The 13,335-nt window shown below is 65.7% G+C and carries 12 protein-coding genes; 6 read left to right on the top strand and 6 right to left on the bottom strand.

Annotated elements, in window-relative coordinates:
- Positions 1 to 21: 21 nt before the first annotated feature.
- The 3 genes from EV663_RS11850 (at position 22) to EV663_RS11860 (ending at position 3,507) form a co-directional block, all read left to right on the top strand.
- Positions 22 to 1,191 carry a MalY/PatB family protein gene (locus EV663_RS11850; RefSeq protein WP_132952112.1) on the top strand — a complete coding sequence of 390 codons (1,170 nt, stop codon included), beginning with the start codon at positions 22 to 24 and terminating at the stop codon, positions 1,189 to 1,191.
- A gap of 84 nt (positions 1,192 to 1,275) precedes the next feature.
- Positions 1,276 to 2,265 (top strand): glutathione S-transferase family protein, encoded by a 990-nt coding sequence (locus EV663_RS11855; protein ID WP_132952114.1) that lies wholly within the window; start codon positions 1,276 to 1,278, stop codon positions 2,263 to 2,265.
- 60 nt (positions 2,266 to 2,325) lie between these two features.
- Positions 2,326 to 3,507, top strand: a complete 1,182-nt coding sequence (locus EV663_RS11860; protein WP_132952116.1) for a lytic murein transglycosylase — start codon at positions 2,326 to 2,328, stop codon at positions 3,505 to 3,507.
- A gap of 43 nt (positions 3,508 to 3,550) precedes the next feature.
- Here the strand turns inward: EV663_RS11860 and EV663_RS11865 are convergent, their stop codons facing one another.
- Positions 3,551 to 7,009, bottom strand: coding sequence for a chromosome segregation SMC family protein (locus EV663_RS11865; RefSeq protein ID WP_132952118.1), 3,459 nt, complete (start codon positions 7,007 to 7,009; stop codon positions 3,551 to 3,553).
- A gap of 219 nt (positions 7,010 to 7,228) precedes the next feature.
- On the opposite strand from EV663_RS11865, the gene EV663_RS11870 reads away from it, so the two are divergent.
- Positions 7,229 to 7,675: a GNAT family N-acetyltransferase gene (locus EV663_RS11870; protein WP_132952120.1), complete on the top strand. Its 447-nt coding sequence runs from the start codon at positions 7,229 to 7,231 to the stop codon at positions 7,673 to 7,675.
- On the opposite strand, the gene EV663_RS11875 is transcribed toward EV663_RS11870, so the two are convergent.
- Positions 7,630 to 7,938, bottom strand: a complete 309-nt coding sequence (locus EV663_RS11875; RefSeq protein WP_132952122.1) for a hypothetical protein — start codon at positions 7,936 to 7,938, stop codon at positions 7,630 to 7,632. The genes EV663_RS11870 and EV663_RS11875 overlap by 46 nt on opposite strands.
- A gap of 133 nt (positions 7,939 to 8,071) precedes the next feature.
- On the opposite strand from EV663_RS11875, the gene EV663_RS11880 reads away from it, so the two are divergent.
- A complete protein-coding gene (locus tag EV663_RS11880; protein WP_132952124.1) occupies positions 8,072 to 9,286 on the top strand; it encodes a TsoY family (seleno)protein in 1,215 nt (404 codons plus the stop codon).
- A gap of 62 nt (positions 9,287 to 9,348) precedes the next feature.
- Here the strand turns inward: EV663_RS11880 and EV663_RS11885 are convergent, their stop codons facing one another.
- Positions 9,349 to 11,004 carry a thiamine pyrophosphate-binding protein gene (locus EV663_RS11885; protein ID WP_132952126.1) on the bottom strand — a complete coding sequence of 552 codons (1,656 nt, stop codon included), beginning with the start codon at positions 11,002 to 11,004 and terminating at the stop codon, positions 9,349 to 9,351.
- A gap of 118 nt (positions 11,005 to 11,122) precedes the next feature.
- On the opposite strand from EV663_RS11885, the gene EV663_RS11890 reads away from it, so the two are divergent.
- Positions 11,123 to 11,665 (top strand): NADPH-dependent FMN reductase, encoded by a 543-nt coding sequence (locus EV663_RS11890; RefSeq protein ID WP_132952128.1) that lies wholly within the window; start codon positions 11,123 to 11,125, stop codon positions 11,663 to 11,665.
- A 118-nt stretch (positions 11,666 to 11,783) separates the two neighbouring features.
- On the opposite strand, the gene rnhA is transcribed toward EV663_RS11890, so the two are convergent.
- The 3 genes from rnhA to EV663_RS11905 are packed head-to-tail and all read right to left on the bottom strand — an operon-like array spanning position 11,784 to position 13,333.
- On the bottom strand, positions 11,784 to 12,236 hold the full coding sequence (gene rnhA, locus EV663_RS11895) for a ribonuclease HI (RefSeq protein ID WP_132952130.1): 453 nt from the start codon (positions 12,234 to 12,236) through the stop codon (positions 11,784 to 11,786).
- Positions 12,237 to 12,263: 27 nt separating this feature from the next.
- Entirely contained in the window at positions 12,264 to 12,863 is a 600-nt protein-coding gene (locus tag EV663_RS11900) for a class I SAM-dependent methyltransferase (protein ID WP_132952132.1), read from the bottom strand.
- Positions 12,860 to 13,333: a DUF3429 domain-containing protein gene (locus tag EV663_RS11905; RefSeq protein WP_132952134.1), complete on the bottom strand. Its 474-nt coding sequence runs from the start codon at positions 13,331 to 13,333 to the stop codon at positions 12,860 to 12,862. Before EV663_RS11905 ends, EV663_RS11900 begins: the two co-directional genes overlap by 4 nt.
- Positions 13,334 to 13,335: the final 2 nt, after the last annotated feature.

Here is a 13,335-nt window from a genome sequence, read left to right on the forward strand (position 1 = left end):
CGCAGCACCAAGGAGCGTTTGATGGACTTCGACCAGATCATAGACCGGCGCGGCACCCATTCCATGAAGTGGGACATGATGGAACAGGTCTATGGGGTGCCCGCCGACGACGGTATCGCGATGTGGGTGGCGGACATGGATTTCCACCCGCCCGAATGCGTCACGCAGGCCGTGCGTGCGATGGCCGATCACGGGATCTATGGTTATCACGGGGATGATGCCGCCTACAGGCAGGCAATCGGCTGGTGGATGTCCGAGCGCCATGGCTGGCAGGTCCGGCCAGACTGGATCTTTACCACCCATGGCCTGGTGAACGGAACCGGGCTGTGCATCGATGCGTTCACGGCGCCCGGCGATGGCGTGGTGCTGTTCACGCCGGTCTATCACGCCTTTGCCCGCGTGATCCGCGCAGCCGGGCGGCGGGTGATCGAATGCCCGCTGGTCAATCGCGATGGCCGTTACGAGATGGATTTCGATGCCTGGGACGACCTGGCCCACGGCGCGCGAATGGTGATCCTGTGCTCGCCGCATAATCCCGGTGGGCGCGTCTGGACGCGCGATGAGTTGCAGGGCGTGGCCGATTTCGCCCGCCGCCACGACCTGATCCTGGTTTCGGACGAGATACATCACGACCTGGTCTTTCCGGGAGCGCAACACATGGTGATGGACCTCGTGGACGAGAGCATCCGCGACCGACTGGTGATGATGACCTCATCCACCAAGACCTTTAACATCGCGGGCGCGCATGTCGGTAATGTCATCATCCCCGATGAAAGCCTGCGCGCGCGCTTTGCCGGCCGGATGGGGGCATTGGGGATTTCGCCAAATTCCTTTGGTGTCGCGATGGCGACGGCCGCCTATTCGCCCGAGGGCGCGGAATGGGTCGATGCGCTGATGGTCTATCTCGACGGCAACAGGCGGCTGTTCGATGCGGCCGTGAACGCCATTCCCGGCCTTTCCTCGATGCCGCTTGAGGCGACCTATCTTGCCTGGGTCGATTTCGCGGGCACCGGGATGATGGCGCGGGATTTTACCACCCGGGTCGAACAGGATGCCCGGATCGCTGTAAATCATGGCCCCAGCTTTGGCCTGGGGGGCGAAACCTTCCTGCGGTTCAACATAGCCACGCCCCGCGCCCGGATCGAAGAGGCGGTGACGCGGTTGCAACAGGCATTCGGCGACTTGCAATAGTGCGCACATGCAGAGGCCCTGCGCGGATCGCGCAGATGTCGGCTGGGCGTGAAGGTCTAGCTCTTTCCTGAAAGGGAGGGCAAAATGGGCCAATTGATCGAGGGTGTCTGGCATGACACCTGGTACGACACCGACAAGACCGGCGGGCGATTTGTCCGCTCCACCGCCGGGTTCCGCAACTGGGTCACGCCCGACGGCGCGCCGGGGCCAAGCGGCAAAGGCGGCTTTGCCGCGGAAAGCGGGCGCTACCACCTTTATGTCTCGCTGGCCTGTCCCTGGGCGCACCGGGCGCTGATCTTTCGCGCGATCAAGGGACTGATGCCGCATGTCGGCGTGTCGGTCGTTCATCCCGATATGCTATCTGAGGGCTGGACCTTTGCCACGACCTTTCCCGGCGCGACGGGCGACGATCTGTATGGGCTAAGGTTTTTACGCGAACTCTACACCAGGGTGGACCCCGTGATTTCGGGCCGGGTTACCGTGCCGGTTCTATGGGACAAGCGGCGCGAAACCATCGTGTCCAATGAATCGGCCGAGATCCTCCGCATGTTCAACTCGGCTTTCGACGGCCTTACCGGCAATCGCGACGATTACTGGCCCGCGCCCTTGCGTGCCGAGATCGAGGCCCTCAACGCCCGCATCTATGACACGGTCAACAACGGCGTCTACAAGGCCGGTTTCGCCACCAGCCAAGGGGCCTATGACGAGGCGGCAGAGGCGCTATTCGAGACGCTGGACTGGCTGGAGGATCTGCTGTCGCGCAACCGCTACCTGACGGGCGACCGGATCACCGAGGCCGACTGGCGGCTGTTCACCACGCTGGTGCGGTTCGACGCGGTTTATCACGGCCATTTCAAATGCAACCGTAACCGGCTGGTCGATTTTCCCAACCTCTGGGCCTATGCGCGCGACCTGTATCAATGGCCCGGCGTGGCCGCGACGGTCAGCTTTTCCCATATCGTGCGCCACTACCATTACAGCCACGACACGATCAATCCGTACCGCATCGTGCCGATCACGCCGCGCCCCGATTGGGAGGCCCCGCACGGTCGGGCACGGCAAGGTGCGGCGTGAACATTTGCCAGGGACGCGGGGGCTGTTAAGCTGAGCCCGATTTGTTTTTCGGAGCTTTCCATGCGTCTTTTCCCCTCTCTCGCGGCCTGCCTGTTTGCGGCTTGTGCCGCTGCCCCGCTTGCCGCGCAGGTGCCTTGCGGCGGCACCTTTTCCAGCTTCGTGCAGGGTCTCGAGGACGAGGCGGTGCGCCGTGGCCATGACCCCGCTCGGGCAAACAGGTTTTTCGCACAGGCCCGCCACGACCCAGCGGTGATCCAACGCGATCGGGCCCAAGGTTTTTTCCAGCGCGATTTCGCGGATTTCTCGCAACGCCTGATCAGCCAGTACCGGCTGGATCGGGGCCGTCAGAACGCCGTGAAATATGACCCGGTCTTCGACGTGATCGAACGGCGCTACGGGGTGTCGCGCGGGGTGCTGCTGGCCTTCTGGGCGCTGGAGACCGATTTCGGCGCGGTTCAGGGGGATTTCAACACGCTGAACGCGCTGGTCACCCTGTCCCATGACTGTCGCCGGCCCGGTCTGTTCCGCCCGCAGGTCTTTGCCGCGCTGACCCTGTTCGAACGGGGCGATTTCAGCACGTCGACCACCGGCGCCTGGGCGGGTGAGATCGGGCAGGTGCAGATGCTGCCCAGGGACATCCTGGAAAACGGCGTGGATGGCGATGGCGACGGGCATGTGCGGCTGAAGACCTCGGCGCCGGATGCGCTGATGTCGGGGGGGCGGATGCTGCAATCCCTGGGCTGGCGCGCAGGCGAGCCATGGTTGCAGGAAATCGTGCTGCCCGCAGGGCTGAACTGGGCCGATACCGGGTTGGATCATACCAAGCGGGTGTCGGACTGGGCAGCCCTTGGCGTGCGCGGGCGCAGCGGGCCGCTGGGGCCGGGCAACCTGCCTGCCTCGGTCCTGCTGCCGATGGGGCGCAACGGGCCGGCCTTCATTGCCTATCCGAATTTCAAGGTGTTCTTCGAGTGGAACAAGAGCCTGGTCTACGTCACCACCGCCGCCTACCTGGCGACCCGGCTGGAGGGCGCGCCGGTCTATGACATGCGCAACCCCGATCCGGGGCTCTCGGGCGGCGAGATGAAGCTGTTGCAGCAAAAGCTGGCCGCGCGTGGCCACGACGTAGGCGGGATCGATGGTATCCTCGGCGCAAAGACCCGGATCGCGGTCCAGAAGGAACAGCAAAGGCTGGGCATGCCCGCGGATTCCTGGCCGACGCGGACGCTGCTGAACCGGCTATAGGGGCGCGCTCGCAATACCTGTCGCCAGGCCTTGCCTCCCGCGCTCAGGCCACCATCTGTTCGGCCTTCTTGAGATCGACACTGACCAGTTGGCTGACGCCCTGTTCGCCCATGGTCACGCCGAACAGCCGGTCCATCCGGCTCATGGTCACGGCATGGTGGGTGATGATCAGGAACCGGGTGTCGGCCCGGCGGGTCATCTCGTCCAGCAAATCGCAAAACCGGGTGACATTGGCGTCGTCCAGCGGCGCGTCGACCTCGTCCAGCACGCAGATCGGCGCGGGGTTGGCCAGGAACACGCCAAAGATCAGCGCCAGCGCGGTCAGGGTCTGTTCGCCGCCCGAAAGCAACGACAGGGTGGACAGTTTCTTGCCCGGGGGCTGGCACATGATTTCAAGTCCCGCCTCAAGCGGGTCGTCGGATTCGACCAGCACCAGCTTGGCCTCGCCGCCGCCGAAAAGATGGGTGAACAGCATCGCGAAGTTTGAATTGACCTGTTCAAAGGCGGTCAGCAGCCGCTCGCGCCCCTCTTGGTTGAGGCTGGCAATGCCCGCGCGCAGGGTGCGTATCGCGGCCTCCAGGTCCTGTTTTTCCTTGCGCAGGTTATCATGCTCGATCTGGACCTCTCGCGCGTCTTCCTCGGCGCGCAGGTTGACCGCGCCCAGGCTGTCGCGCTGGCGTTTCAGGCGGATGACGTCATGTTCCACGGTTTCGGCATCGGGCATCGCGTCGGGATCGACGCCCAGCATGTCAAGCAACGCCCCGGGCGTCAGTTCGAGTTCCTCGACGATTCGGGCAGTGGCCTGGGCGGCGCTGTCACGGGCGGCCTCGGCGCGGGCTTCGGCGGCGGCGCGTGCCTCGCGCGCCTCGCTGGCCGCTTTCTCGTTATCGCGGGCGGCGCGATCTGCTTCGCGCAGGGCGGCTTCGGCCCCGGCCAGGGCATCGGCGGCGGCAGCGCGGCGGGCCTCGGCCTGTGACAGCGCATCCTCAAGTTCGGCCCGGCGGGCGGCAATCGCCTCGGGCGCCTGTCGCGCCTGCGCCAGCTCAGCCTGTGAGCCTTCCTTGCGCTGCGCCAGTTCGCCCAGGCGGGTTTCGGCGGTTTCCAGCCGGTGGCGCCAATTGCCCAATTCGATCGTGATCTCTTGCAGGCGTTTCTGGCGCGCGGTGCCCTCGCGCTTGCGCTCGTCATGGGCGGCACGGCGGGCCATCATCGTCATGCGCGCGGCCTCGACCGTGGTCTTGACATCCTCGACACGGGCGCGTGCGCTGTCCAGGTCGGCCAGCCCGGCAAGCGCGGTTTCGGCCTCGTGCAGGCGTCCCCGCGCGGCGGTGGCCTCGTCGTCATGCCGCCGTACCGCCAGCCTGGCAGTTTCAAGCTTGCTGGCGGCGATGCTGCTATCGGCTTCGGCGCGAGACAGGGCGCGCCCGGCCTCGGCAAGGTCACGATCGGCGGCGCGGCGGGCCTCGCGCGCGGTGCGATCTGCCTCGGCGGTCTCTGCCAGGCGCCGGGCTAGCGCCTCGTGGGTCTCGGCCGCGGTCTCGGCGCGGACGCGGGCCTCGTCATGGTCGCGTCGCAAGTCCGCCAGCCGGTTGATCTGTTGCAGACGCAGGGCGGCGGCGCTGGGTGCATCCTCGGCGCCTGCGCGAAAGCCGTCCCAGCGCCAGAGATCGCCTTCGACCGTCACCAGCCGCTGGCCGGGGGCCAGCGCAGCGTGTAGCCGGGTGCCGGTTTCCACATCGGGGACTAGGCCGATCTGGGCGATGCGACGCGCCAGCAGGTCGGGTGCGCAGACATGGTCGGCCAAGGGCGTGGCCCCGCTGGGCAGGGGTTGGTCGCGCTCGTAACCGGGCAGCGCGGTCCAGCCCGCGCCGCCCTCACCCTCTAGCCGAGGCGCGCGCAGATCGTCGGCCAGCGCGGCCCCCAACGCCTTTTCAAAGCCGGGATCGACGCCCAGCAGATCCAGAACTTGCCCGCCTTGCGCGGTGTCGCGCTCTACCAGGCGGGCGAGGGCTGTGCGCTCGGCCTCAAGCGCGCTGGCCTCGCCCTGGGCGGCGGCCTTGCGGGCACGGGCCTCGGCCTCTTGGGCCTGTGCCTCTGCGCGGGCCTCGTCGGCGGCAGCCAGCGCCGCCTCTGCCGCCTCGGCGGCTTCGGCCGCTGCCTCTTGCCGCGCGCTGGCCTCGGCCAGTTGATCGGCCACCTGCGCCAGCGCCGCCTCTGCCTGTTGGGTCGCGATGCGTGCGCGCTCGGCGTCCCGGCTGTTGCGCTCGACGGTTTTCGCGGCATCCTCGCGCAGGCGCTGGGCGGATTGGTGCCGGGCCGACAGCCGCGCCATATCCTCTGTCATCTGCGACAGCGCCTCTTCGCGATCGGACAGGACCGAGGCCGCCTCATGTGCCAGGTCTGCGGCTTCGGCCAGGGCGTCGTCATGCCCTTCATGTGCCTTTTCAAGCTGGTCGCGTTCCCATTCCAGCCGCTCGATCGTTTCCCCGGCATCCCGGTTCAGACCCGTCTCGCGGTCCATGTCGTGGGCCAGTTGGTGAACCCGGGCCGTCAGCCGTTCGATCGCATCGGCTGCGCGGGTCTCTTCCTCGCCCAGCGTGTCGCGCTGGACGCCCAGCCGATGCACGATTGCCGCGGCGATGGCCTCTTCCTCGCGCAGGGGGGGCAGGGCGGTTTCGGCCTCTTCGCGGATGCGGGCGGCCTCTCGCGCGCATCCCTCTGCCTGCGCGGCCTCTCGCGCGCGGTCGGTCATATGTGCCTCGGCGGTGGCACACGCGCGGTCGGCATCCTTCCAGCGGCGGTAAAGCAGCATCCCCTCGGCCTGGCGCAACTGTGCGCCGATCTCGCGATAGCGGGCGGCCTGTCTCGCCTGCCGGGCAAGCTGGGCCAACTGCCCGGCCAGTTGCTCGATCACGTCCTCGACGCGGGCAAGGTTCTGTTCGGCGCCTGTCAGCTTCAGTTCGGCCTCATGCCGGCGCTGGTATAACCCGGCGATTCCTGCGGCATCCTCCAGGACCCGGCGGCGGTTGCGCGGCTTGGCGTTAATGAGTTCGGAAATCTGCCCCTGCCGGACCAGCGCGGGCGATTGCGCGCCGGTCGAGGCATCGGCAAACAGCATCTGCACGTCGCGCGCACGCACATCCTTGCCGTTGACCTTGTAGGCGGACCCGGCATCGCGGGTGATCCGGCGCACGATTTCGAGGATGTCGGAATCGTTGAATCCCGACGGAGCCAGCCGGTCGCCATTGTCGATGCTCAGCCCGACCTCGGCGAAATTGCGCGCGGGGCGGGTGGCAGCCCCGGCAAAGATCACGTCTTCCATGCCGCCGCCGCGCATCGCGGTGGGGCGGTTTTCCCCCATCACCCAGCGCAGCGCCTCAAGCAGGTTGGACTTGCCACAACCATTCGGTCCGACCACGCCGGTCAGCCCCTCGGCGATCACCAGTTCGGTGGGGTCGACGAAACTCTTGAATCCGTTGAGTCTGAGCCGGGTAAAGCGCACGCCTGTCGGTTCCTTTGCCGTATCGCACCCAAATTTTCCGGCCCTGGTGGGGCAGAGTCAAGCACGGCCCCAACCATTTGATGTTTGGGGTCAAGTTATCCACGACATGTTGCGGCGCTTCAAAAGAGGTATCAAAAATACCGATTTTCCAGGTCTATGGTCTTGACCCTTGGGCGCGCTCGTAATGTGTTTGGCGAACAGTCACGGATGGGGCCTGCGATGTCTGTCACGATTCGGACCGAGAACCCGCTCTCAACGGATACAGCCTGTCTTGGTGTTGCGGCGGATCTTGCTGGCCGTGGTGTGCAATTTCTTGTCGCGCGCCAGGGTGAAAGGCCGGTCGGATGGTCGGCGCTGTTGGATCGGCTTGGCTATGGCGAGATCGAGGGCCCCGTGGTGCAGCCACAGGGCGAAGCGGGCGATGAGATCGGCCGTGCCTTGATCGCGGCACTTGAGGACAGCGCCCGCGATATCGGGCTGGGATGCCTTGCGCGGCGTAGCGCGGCAAACCGGGCCGACGAGATCGCCCTTTTCCAAAAGATGGGATTCACCGAACGCGGGCCGTTCGGCGGCTATACCGGTGATGCGGGCAGCGTATTCCTGGAAAAACGGATCGGGCTTTATTTCCGTGGCGTGGATACCGGGCCGCAACTCAGCCCGGCCTGAACCAGCGCGGGATCGCCCTTGAACGTGCCGGGGCGGATGGCACAACCCGTCCCCATTTCGATCGCACGATAGGCCCGTTCCATTATGCCGGGCCGACGTTCGGTATTGGTTCGAATCGCCTGTGCCGTGTCGAAATCATGCCAGACTGAAAAGTCCGATCCATCGACCGTCACCTTCACCGGCGCCCGCCCGGCAAGATGTGGTCCGGGCGAGGCGCACGCCGCCACCAGCGGCAGAAGTCCAAGACAGATAATGTGTTTCATGCCGCGATTTCTGCCCGGTGCGGTTAATGGCCGGTTAACGTCAGAGGGTGGCGTGACGAAAGAACCCATTTGCAATATTACAGATACCTGTTTATAACACATTCCAATTTGCGAATGTGAACAGGAGTCTACGATGCACGTTGACGTGTCGCGGCCCGCGGACCGCTATTCGCCGCTCTATTTCCTGGCCTCTCTGGGGGCGGGCGGCCTTTCCGTGACATTTTTCATGTATCTCTTTTTCTGGGTCGACCATCCCGCCCATCCCGTCCCGGTTTTCGAGGATGTGGCGCGGGTCTTCCTGGCGGGCGGGTTGCCGGTCCAGGGCATGATCGTCCTGGCCTACCTGGGCATCACGATCCTGGCCTTTGTGCATTACAAGCTGCTGATCTGGAATATCGTGCAGTATCGTCGGCTCAAGGGCACCCCGAAATGGCATGAACTGACAACGACCAATGCCGAGACGCAATTGCTGGCCATGCCGCTGACGCTGGCCATGGCGGTGAACGTCGGGTTCGTGCTGGGCCTCGCGCTGGTGCCGCGGCTGTGGAGCGTGGTCGAATATCTCTTCCCGCTGGCACTGATCGCCTTTGCGCTGGTCGGCTGGATCGCCTTTCGCCAACTCGGAGATTTCCTGGGCCGGGTGCTGACCCGGGGCGGGGTGTTCGACGTGACGGCGCATAATTCCTTTGCCCAGCTTCTGCCGACCTTTGCCCTTGCGATGGTCGCGGTCGGCTTTGCCGCCCCCGCCGCGATGAGCGAGGTGCCCCTGACCGCCGGCGTCAGCCTCATCGGATCTACCTTCTTCGGGGTGGCGGCGATGCTTTACGGCGTGGTCGCGGCGATCACCGGGTTCAACTCGATGCTGCATTACGGCACGTCGCGGGAATCGGGACCCACGCTGTTGGTGGTAATCCCGATCATGACGGTGCTTGGCATCATGTTCCTGCGCCAGGAACACGGGATGAGCCATACCTTCGATGCCGAAATCGCCGGGATCGAAACACTGGTCTTCCTGTCACGGCTGCTCGCGGTGCAGGTGGTTTTCCTTCTGCTTGGGCTGGTGGTGTTGAACCGCCAGGGCTATTGGGGGCAATACATCTTTGGCACGGAAAACTCGTCTGGCGCCTATGCGCTGGTCTGTCCCGGTGTCGCGCTGTCGGTGATGCTGCATTTCTGGCTGAATGCCGGGCTGGTCGGTGCCGGGCTGGTGACGAAATTCTCGCCCGGCTTCTGGGCTATTTCGGGGCTGGCCGTTTCCATCCAGTTCGTGATGGTTTGGTTCGTTTGGCATCTGAACCGACGCCATTTCGGCCATGCCCGGCGGGCAGAGCCGGTTCCGGCCGAGTAACCCGCGCTGCTTGCGATCAAGCTGGGCGGCCAGCGTGGCCGCCCAGTGCCGTTTATGATGGCTCAGCGCCGCTGGCCCATCGCCCGCGCCTCGGACAGGGTAAATCCGGTCGCCAGCGCCTCGCCATCCAGCCGCAACTCGATCACAAAGGGGCAACCTGCCGCCAGGGCGCGTTCCATGGCGGCGGGGAAATCGGCCTGGTCGGCCACAACGATGCCGTCACCCCCATAGGCGCGCGCCAGCGCCGGGTAATCGGGATTGGCCAGGTCGGTGCCGCTGACGCGCCCGGGATAGGTCCGTTCCTGATGCATGCGGATCGTGCCATAGCGCCCGTTATTGGCGACGATCACCACGACATTGGCACCGTGCTGCACGGCGGTCGACATCTCGTTCAGTGTCATCTGGAAACACCCATCCCCAGCCAGGCAGATCACCGGACGATCGGGATTTTCCAGCTTGGCCGAGATCGCGGCCGGAAACCCGTATCCCATCGACCCCGAGGTCGGCGCAAGTTGCGTGCCGTGCCCCTTGAACCGAAAATAGCGGTGAAGGAAGGCGGCATAGTTCCCCGCCCCGTTGGTCAGGATCGCATCCTCTGGCAGATGGGCCGACAGCCAGCTGATCACCTGCTCCATCTTGACCGTACCGGGCGTCTCTTTCGGGCGCTGCCATGCCTCGTAATCCGCACGCGCGGCGGCGGTCCAGTCGCCCCATGGTCCCGGTCGACCCGCCACATGCGAAAGCGCTGCCAGCATCGCGGGCGCGGGCAGGGCGATGCCCGGATCGGGGCGCCAGACCCGGCCCAGTTCGTCCGGGTCGGCATGGACATGAACGATCCGCGCCTTTTGCGCCGTGGGGTCCAGTAACGTGTAGCCGTCGGTCGCCGTATCCCCCAGCCGCGTACCTAGCGCCAGTACCAGGTCGGCCTGCCTCAGCCTTTGCCCCAGCGCCGGATTCATCCCCACGCCCAGGTCGCCCACGTAATGGGAATGGCGGTTATCCATGTGATCCTGCCGACGAAAGGTGACCGCAACCGGCAGGTCGAACCCTTCGGCAAAGCGCGCGAGGTCTGCCGCCGCCTTGTCAGACCAATGCGGCCCGCCCGCCACCACCAGCGGCCGTTGCGCCTGTTTCAGCGCATCCAGGACGCTCGAAACCTGCGCTTGCGTTGCCTCGGCGGGCAGCCGCGCAGGGACAGACAGATCGGCCATCTCGGACGCCGCACTCAGCATGTCCTCGGGCAGGGCCAGAACCACCGGCCCTGGTCGTCCCGAACAAGCGATGTCGAATGCCCGCGCGATGTATTCACCCAACCGCTCGGTCTGGTCGACCTCGGCCACCCATTTCACCAGCGGCCCGAAAAAGCGCCGGTAATCGACCTCCTGGAAAGCCTCTCGATCACGATGGTCTCGCGCGATCTGTCCCACGAAGGCCACCATCGGCGTAGAATCCTGCCGCGCGACGTGCAAGCCGCTGGCCGCGTTGGCGGCCCCCGGCCCCCGGGTGACCAAAACCACGCCCGGTTGCCCGGTCATCTTGCCATAGGCCTCGGCCATCATCGCCGCGCCCCCTTCGTGACGGCAGACGATATTGGGAATGCCCGCCTCGTACAGCCCGTCAAGGGCGGCGAGAAAACTCTCGCCGGGCACCGAGAACACGCGCTTTACCCCCCGCATCGCCAGTTGATCGGCCAGGATCTGTCCGCCATGCCGTGCCATGTCTTGCCTCCGTCCGCATCATTCGGTGCGCACCCTGCGCCAGACCTGTGCGCGGCGCAAGCTTGCGGCGACCGGCCCGCGCCATATCTTGACATCACACGGGACAGGAGACTGACAGATGGCCGATTACAGGCTTTTGGGAATTTCGGGATCGCTGCGCGCGGCCTCGTACAACACCTTGCTACTGCACGAGGCAGCACGCCTTTTCAACCCCGCCGAGTTCATGCTGGGCAACCTGCGCCTGCCGCTTTTCGACGAGGATCTCGAGGCCGCCCACGGCATTCCCGAGCCGGTGCAACGCCTGGCCGATCAGATTTTGGCGGCCGATGCGGTGGTGATCGCGGGGCCGGAATACAACAAATCGATCACCGGCGTGCTGAAAAACGCGCTGGACTGGGTCAGCCGCACGAAAGCCAACCCCTGGGCGGACAAGCCCGTGGCGATCGTCTCGGCCACGGCCGGGCGGGCCGGGGGCGAACTGACACAAACCGCGCTGCGGCTTTGCCTAGTGCCCTTCCGCCCGCGCATCGTGCCCGGCCCCGAGGTTCTGGTGGGCCAGGCTCAGGCCCAGTTCGACCCCGACGGGCGGCTTAACAACGACATCAACCGTGAGGCGCTGGCCGGGCTTATGACCGCGCTCAAGGCCGAGATCGGGCACTGATCCCGGTCTGCCCCGTGGCCGCGGCGCGCAAAAGCTGCCCCTGCATTGCGGCAGGGGTAGTTCCGTTGTCTTCTTCTTGGCGAAAATACCCTTGTCGGAACGCCGCCGCCCGCGCGCGCTATCGCTTGAAGGGCGCCATTCCCGCCCGCGCCAATTCGTCGGCGCGCTCGTTCTCGGGGTGACCGGCATGGCCCTTGACCCATTCCCAGCGCACCCTGTGGCGCGCCTGTGCCGCGTCCAGGCGCTGCCATAGCTCGGCATTCTTGACCGGCTTTTTCGCCGCGGTTTTCCAACCATTGCGTTTCCAGCCGTGAATCCAGCCGGTGACGCCATTTTTCACATAGGCGCTGTCGGTTACGACGGTGATGTCAGAGGGCCGGTTCAGGCTTTCCAGCGCGCTGATCGCGGCCATGAGTTCCATCCTGTTGTTTGTCGTCTCGGCCTCGCCGCCCGACAACTCGCGCTCCTTGACGACGCGCCCGCCCTCTTTCGCTTGCAAAAGCGTCCCCCAGCCGCCCGGGCCGGGGTTGCCGCTGCACGCGCCGTCGGTATAGGCGAAAAGTTCTGCCATTGGGGCCTCGTTCACGGGGGTCATGATTCAATCGCGGTGGGCGGTGACAAAGACGCTATGACCGGGCGTTCCGTCAAAGCCGGTGATCGCCGCGGTCTCTTCGGCCACGATCTTCAGCCGCGCGCTGACCAGAAGGCCGCGCAATTCCGGTGCGCTGACATAGGTGTATAGACGGCCCAGCCGGTCACGGGCCTCTCCGCTGCCCAGTTTCATCGCCACCAAAAGGTGCCCGCCCGGACGCAGCGCGCGGCGGATGGCGGTGAAATGGCCCGGCAGGGCCGCGCGCGGCGCGTGCAACAGGCTGAAATGCGCCCAGACGCCGTCATAGGCGGCGGTCTCGTCCAGCGCGTCGAACGGCGCAACACGCACCGGCAGGCCATGGCGCGCGCGGGCGACCTCGGCCATTTCGGGGCAGGCATCCATCGCGGTGACGTCAAGATCTTGTTGGCGCATCCGTGCTGCCGCCCAGCCCGGCCCACAACCCAGATCCAGCGCGCGCCCACCCTCGGGCAGGCGCGCGATGAAGGCGGCGAGCCGCCGGGCGGTTTCTTCGCCGTGGTGGATCTCGGAATAATCGGCGGCCTTCTCAGCATAGATGGCCAATGTCTGCGCGTCGGTCCCGTTCACAGCAGGGCGGCCGACAGGCAGGCCGCGACGATCGCGGTCAGCGGCACGCGCAGCATCATCCACCAGCGCGGCGCAAGTCGCAGTGCCCAATAGAGCGCGTCCAGAACCAAAAGCCCGCCATAGCCCCACAACAGCGCCACAACCGATCCCTCGGGGCCACCGCCCACCATGAAGAACGCCCAAAGCGCCGGCAGCACCGAAAGCGCGTAGGCGGGCCAGATCGTCCAGCCCCGCGCGCGGGTGGCAAAGCCCCAAAGCACGCCAGACATGAACGCCAGGATGATTGTGCCATAGAAATTCAGAACGTAGATACCACTGAAACGCGGGCCAAGCGCGCCCTGGCTGAACGTATCTAGAGCCGGAACCAGCGCAGTTGCCGCCCCCCAGAGAAACGGGATCAGCCCCGCAAGGCCAAGGACCAGCGCGGCGCGGGGCAAGCGTCCAGCGGGGGGTGTGGGTCGATCTGTCATGG

The sequence above is a fragment of the Rhodovulum bhavnagarense genome (assembly GCF_004343505.1).
GTDB classification, from domain to species: domain Bacteria; phylum Pseudomonadota; class Alphaproteobacteria; order Rhodobacterales; family Rhodobacteraceae; genus Rhodovulum; species Rhodovulum bhavnagarense.

Coding starts and splice junctions, on each gene's coding strand:
- EV663_RS11850 (WP_132952112.1), top strand. CDS start 22: ATGGACTTCGACCAGATCATAGACCGGCGCGGCACCCATTCCATGAAG.
- EV663_RS11855 (WP_132952114.1), top strand. CDS start 1,276: ATGGGCCAATTGATCGAGGGTGTCTGGCATGACACCTGGTACGACACC.
- EV663_RS11860 (WP_132952116.1), top strand. CDS start 2,326: ATGCGTCTTTTCCCCTCTCTCGCGGCCTGCCTGTTTGCGGCTTGTGCC.
- EV663_RS11870 (WP_132952120.1), top strand. CDS start 7,229: ATGTCTGTCACGATTCGGACCGAGAACCCGCTCTCAACGGATACAGCC.
- EV663_RS11875 (WP_132952122.1), bottom strand. CDS start 7,938: ATGAAACACATTATCTGTCTTGGACTTCTGCCGCTGGTGGCGGCGTGC.
- EV663_RS11880 (WP_132952124.1), top strand. CDS start 8,072: ATGCACGTTGACGTGTCGCGGCCCGCGGACCGCTATTCGCCGCTCTAT.
- EV663_RS11885 (WP_132952126.1), bottom strand. CDS start 11,004: ATGGCACGGCATGGCGGACAGATCCTGGCCGATCAACTGGCGATGCGG.
- EV663_RS11890 (WP_132952128.1), top strand. CDS start 11,123: ATGGCCGATTACAGGCTTTTGGGAATTTCGGGATCGCTGCGCGCGGCC.
- rnhA (WP_132952130.1), bottom strand. CDS start 12,236: ATGGCAGAACTTTTCGCCTATACCGACGGCGCGTGCAGCGGCAACCCC.
- EV663_RS11905 (WP_132952134.1), bottom strand. CDS start 13,333: ATGACAGATCGACCCACACCCCCCGCTGGACGCTTGCCCCGCGCCGCG.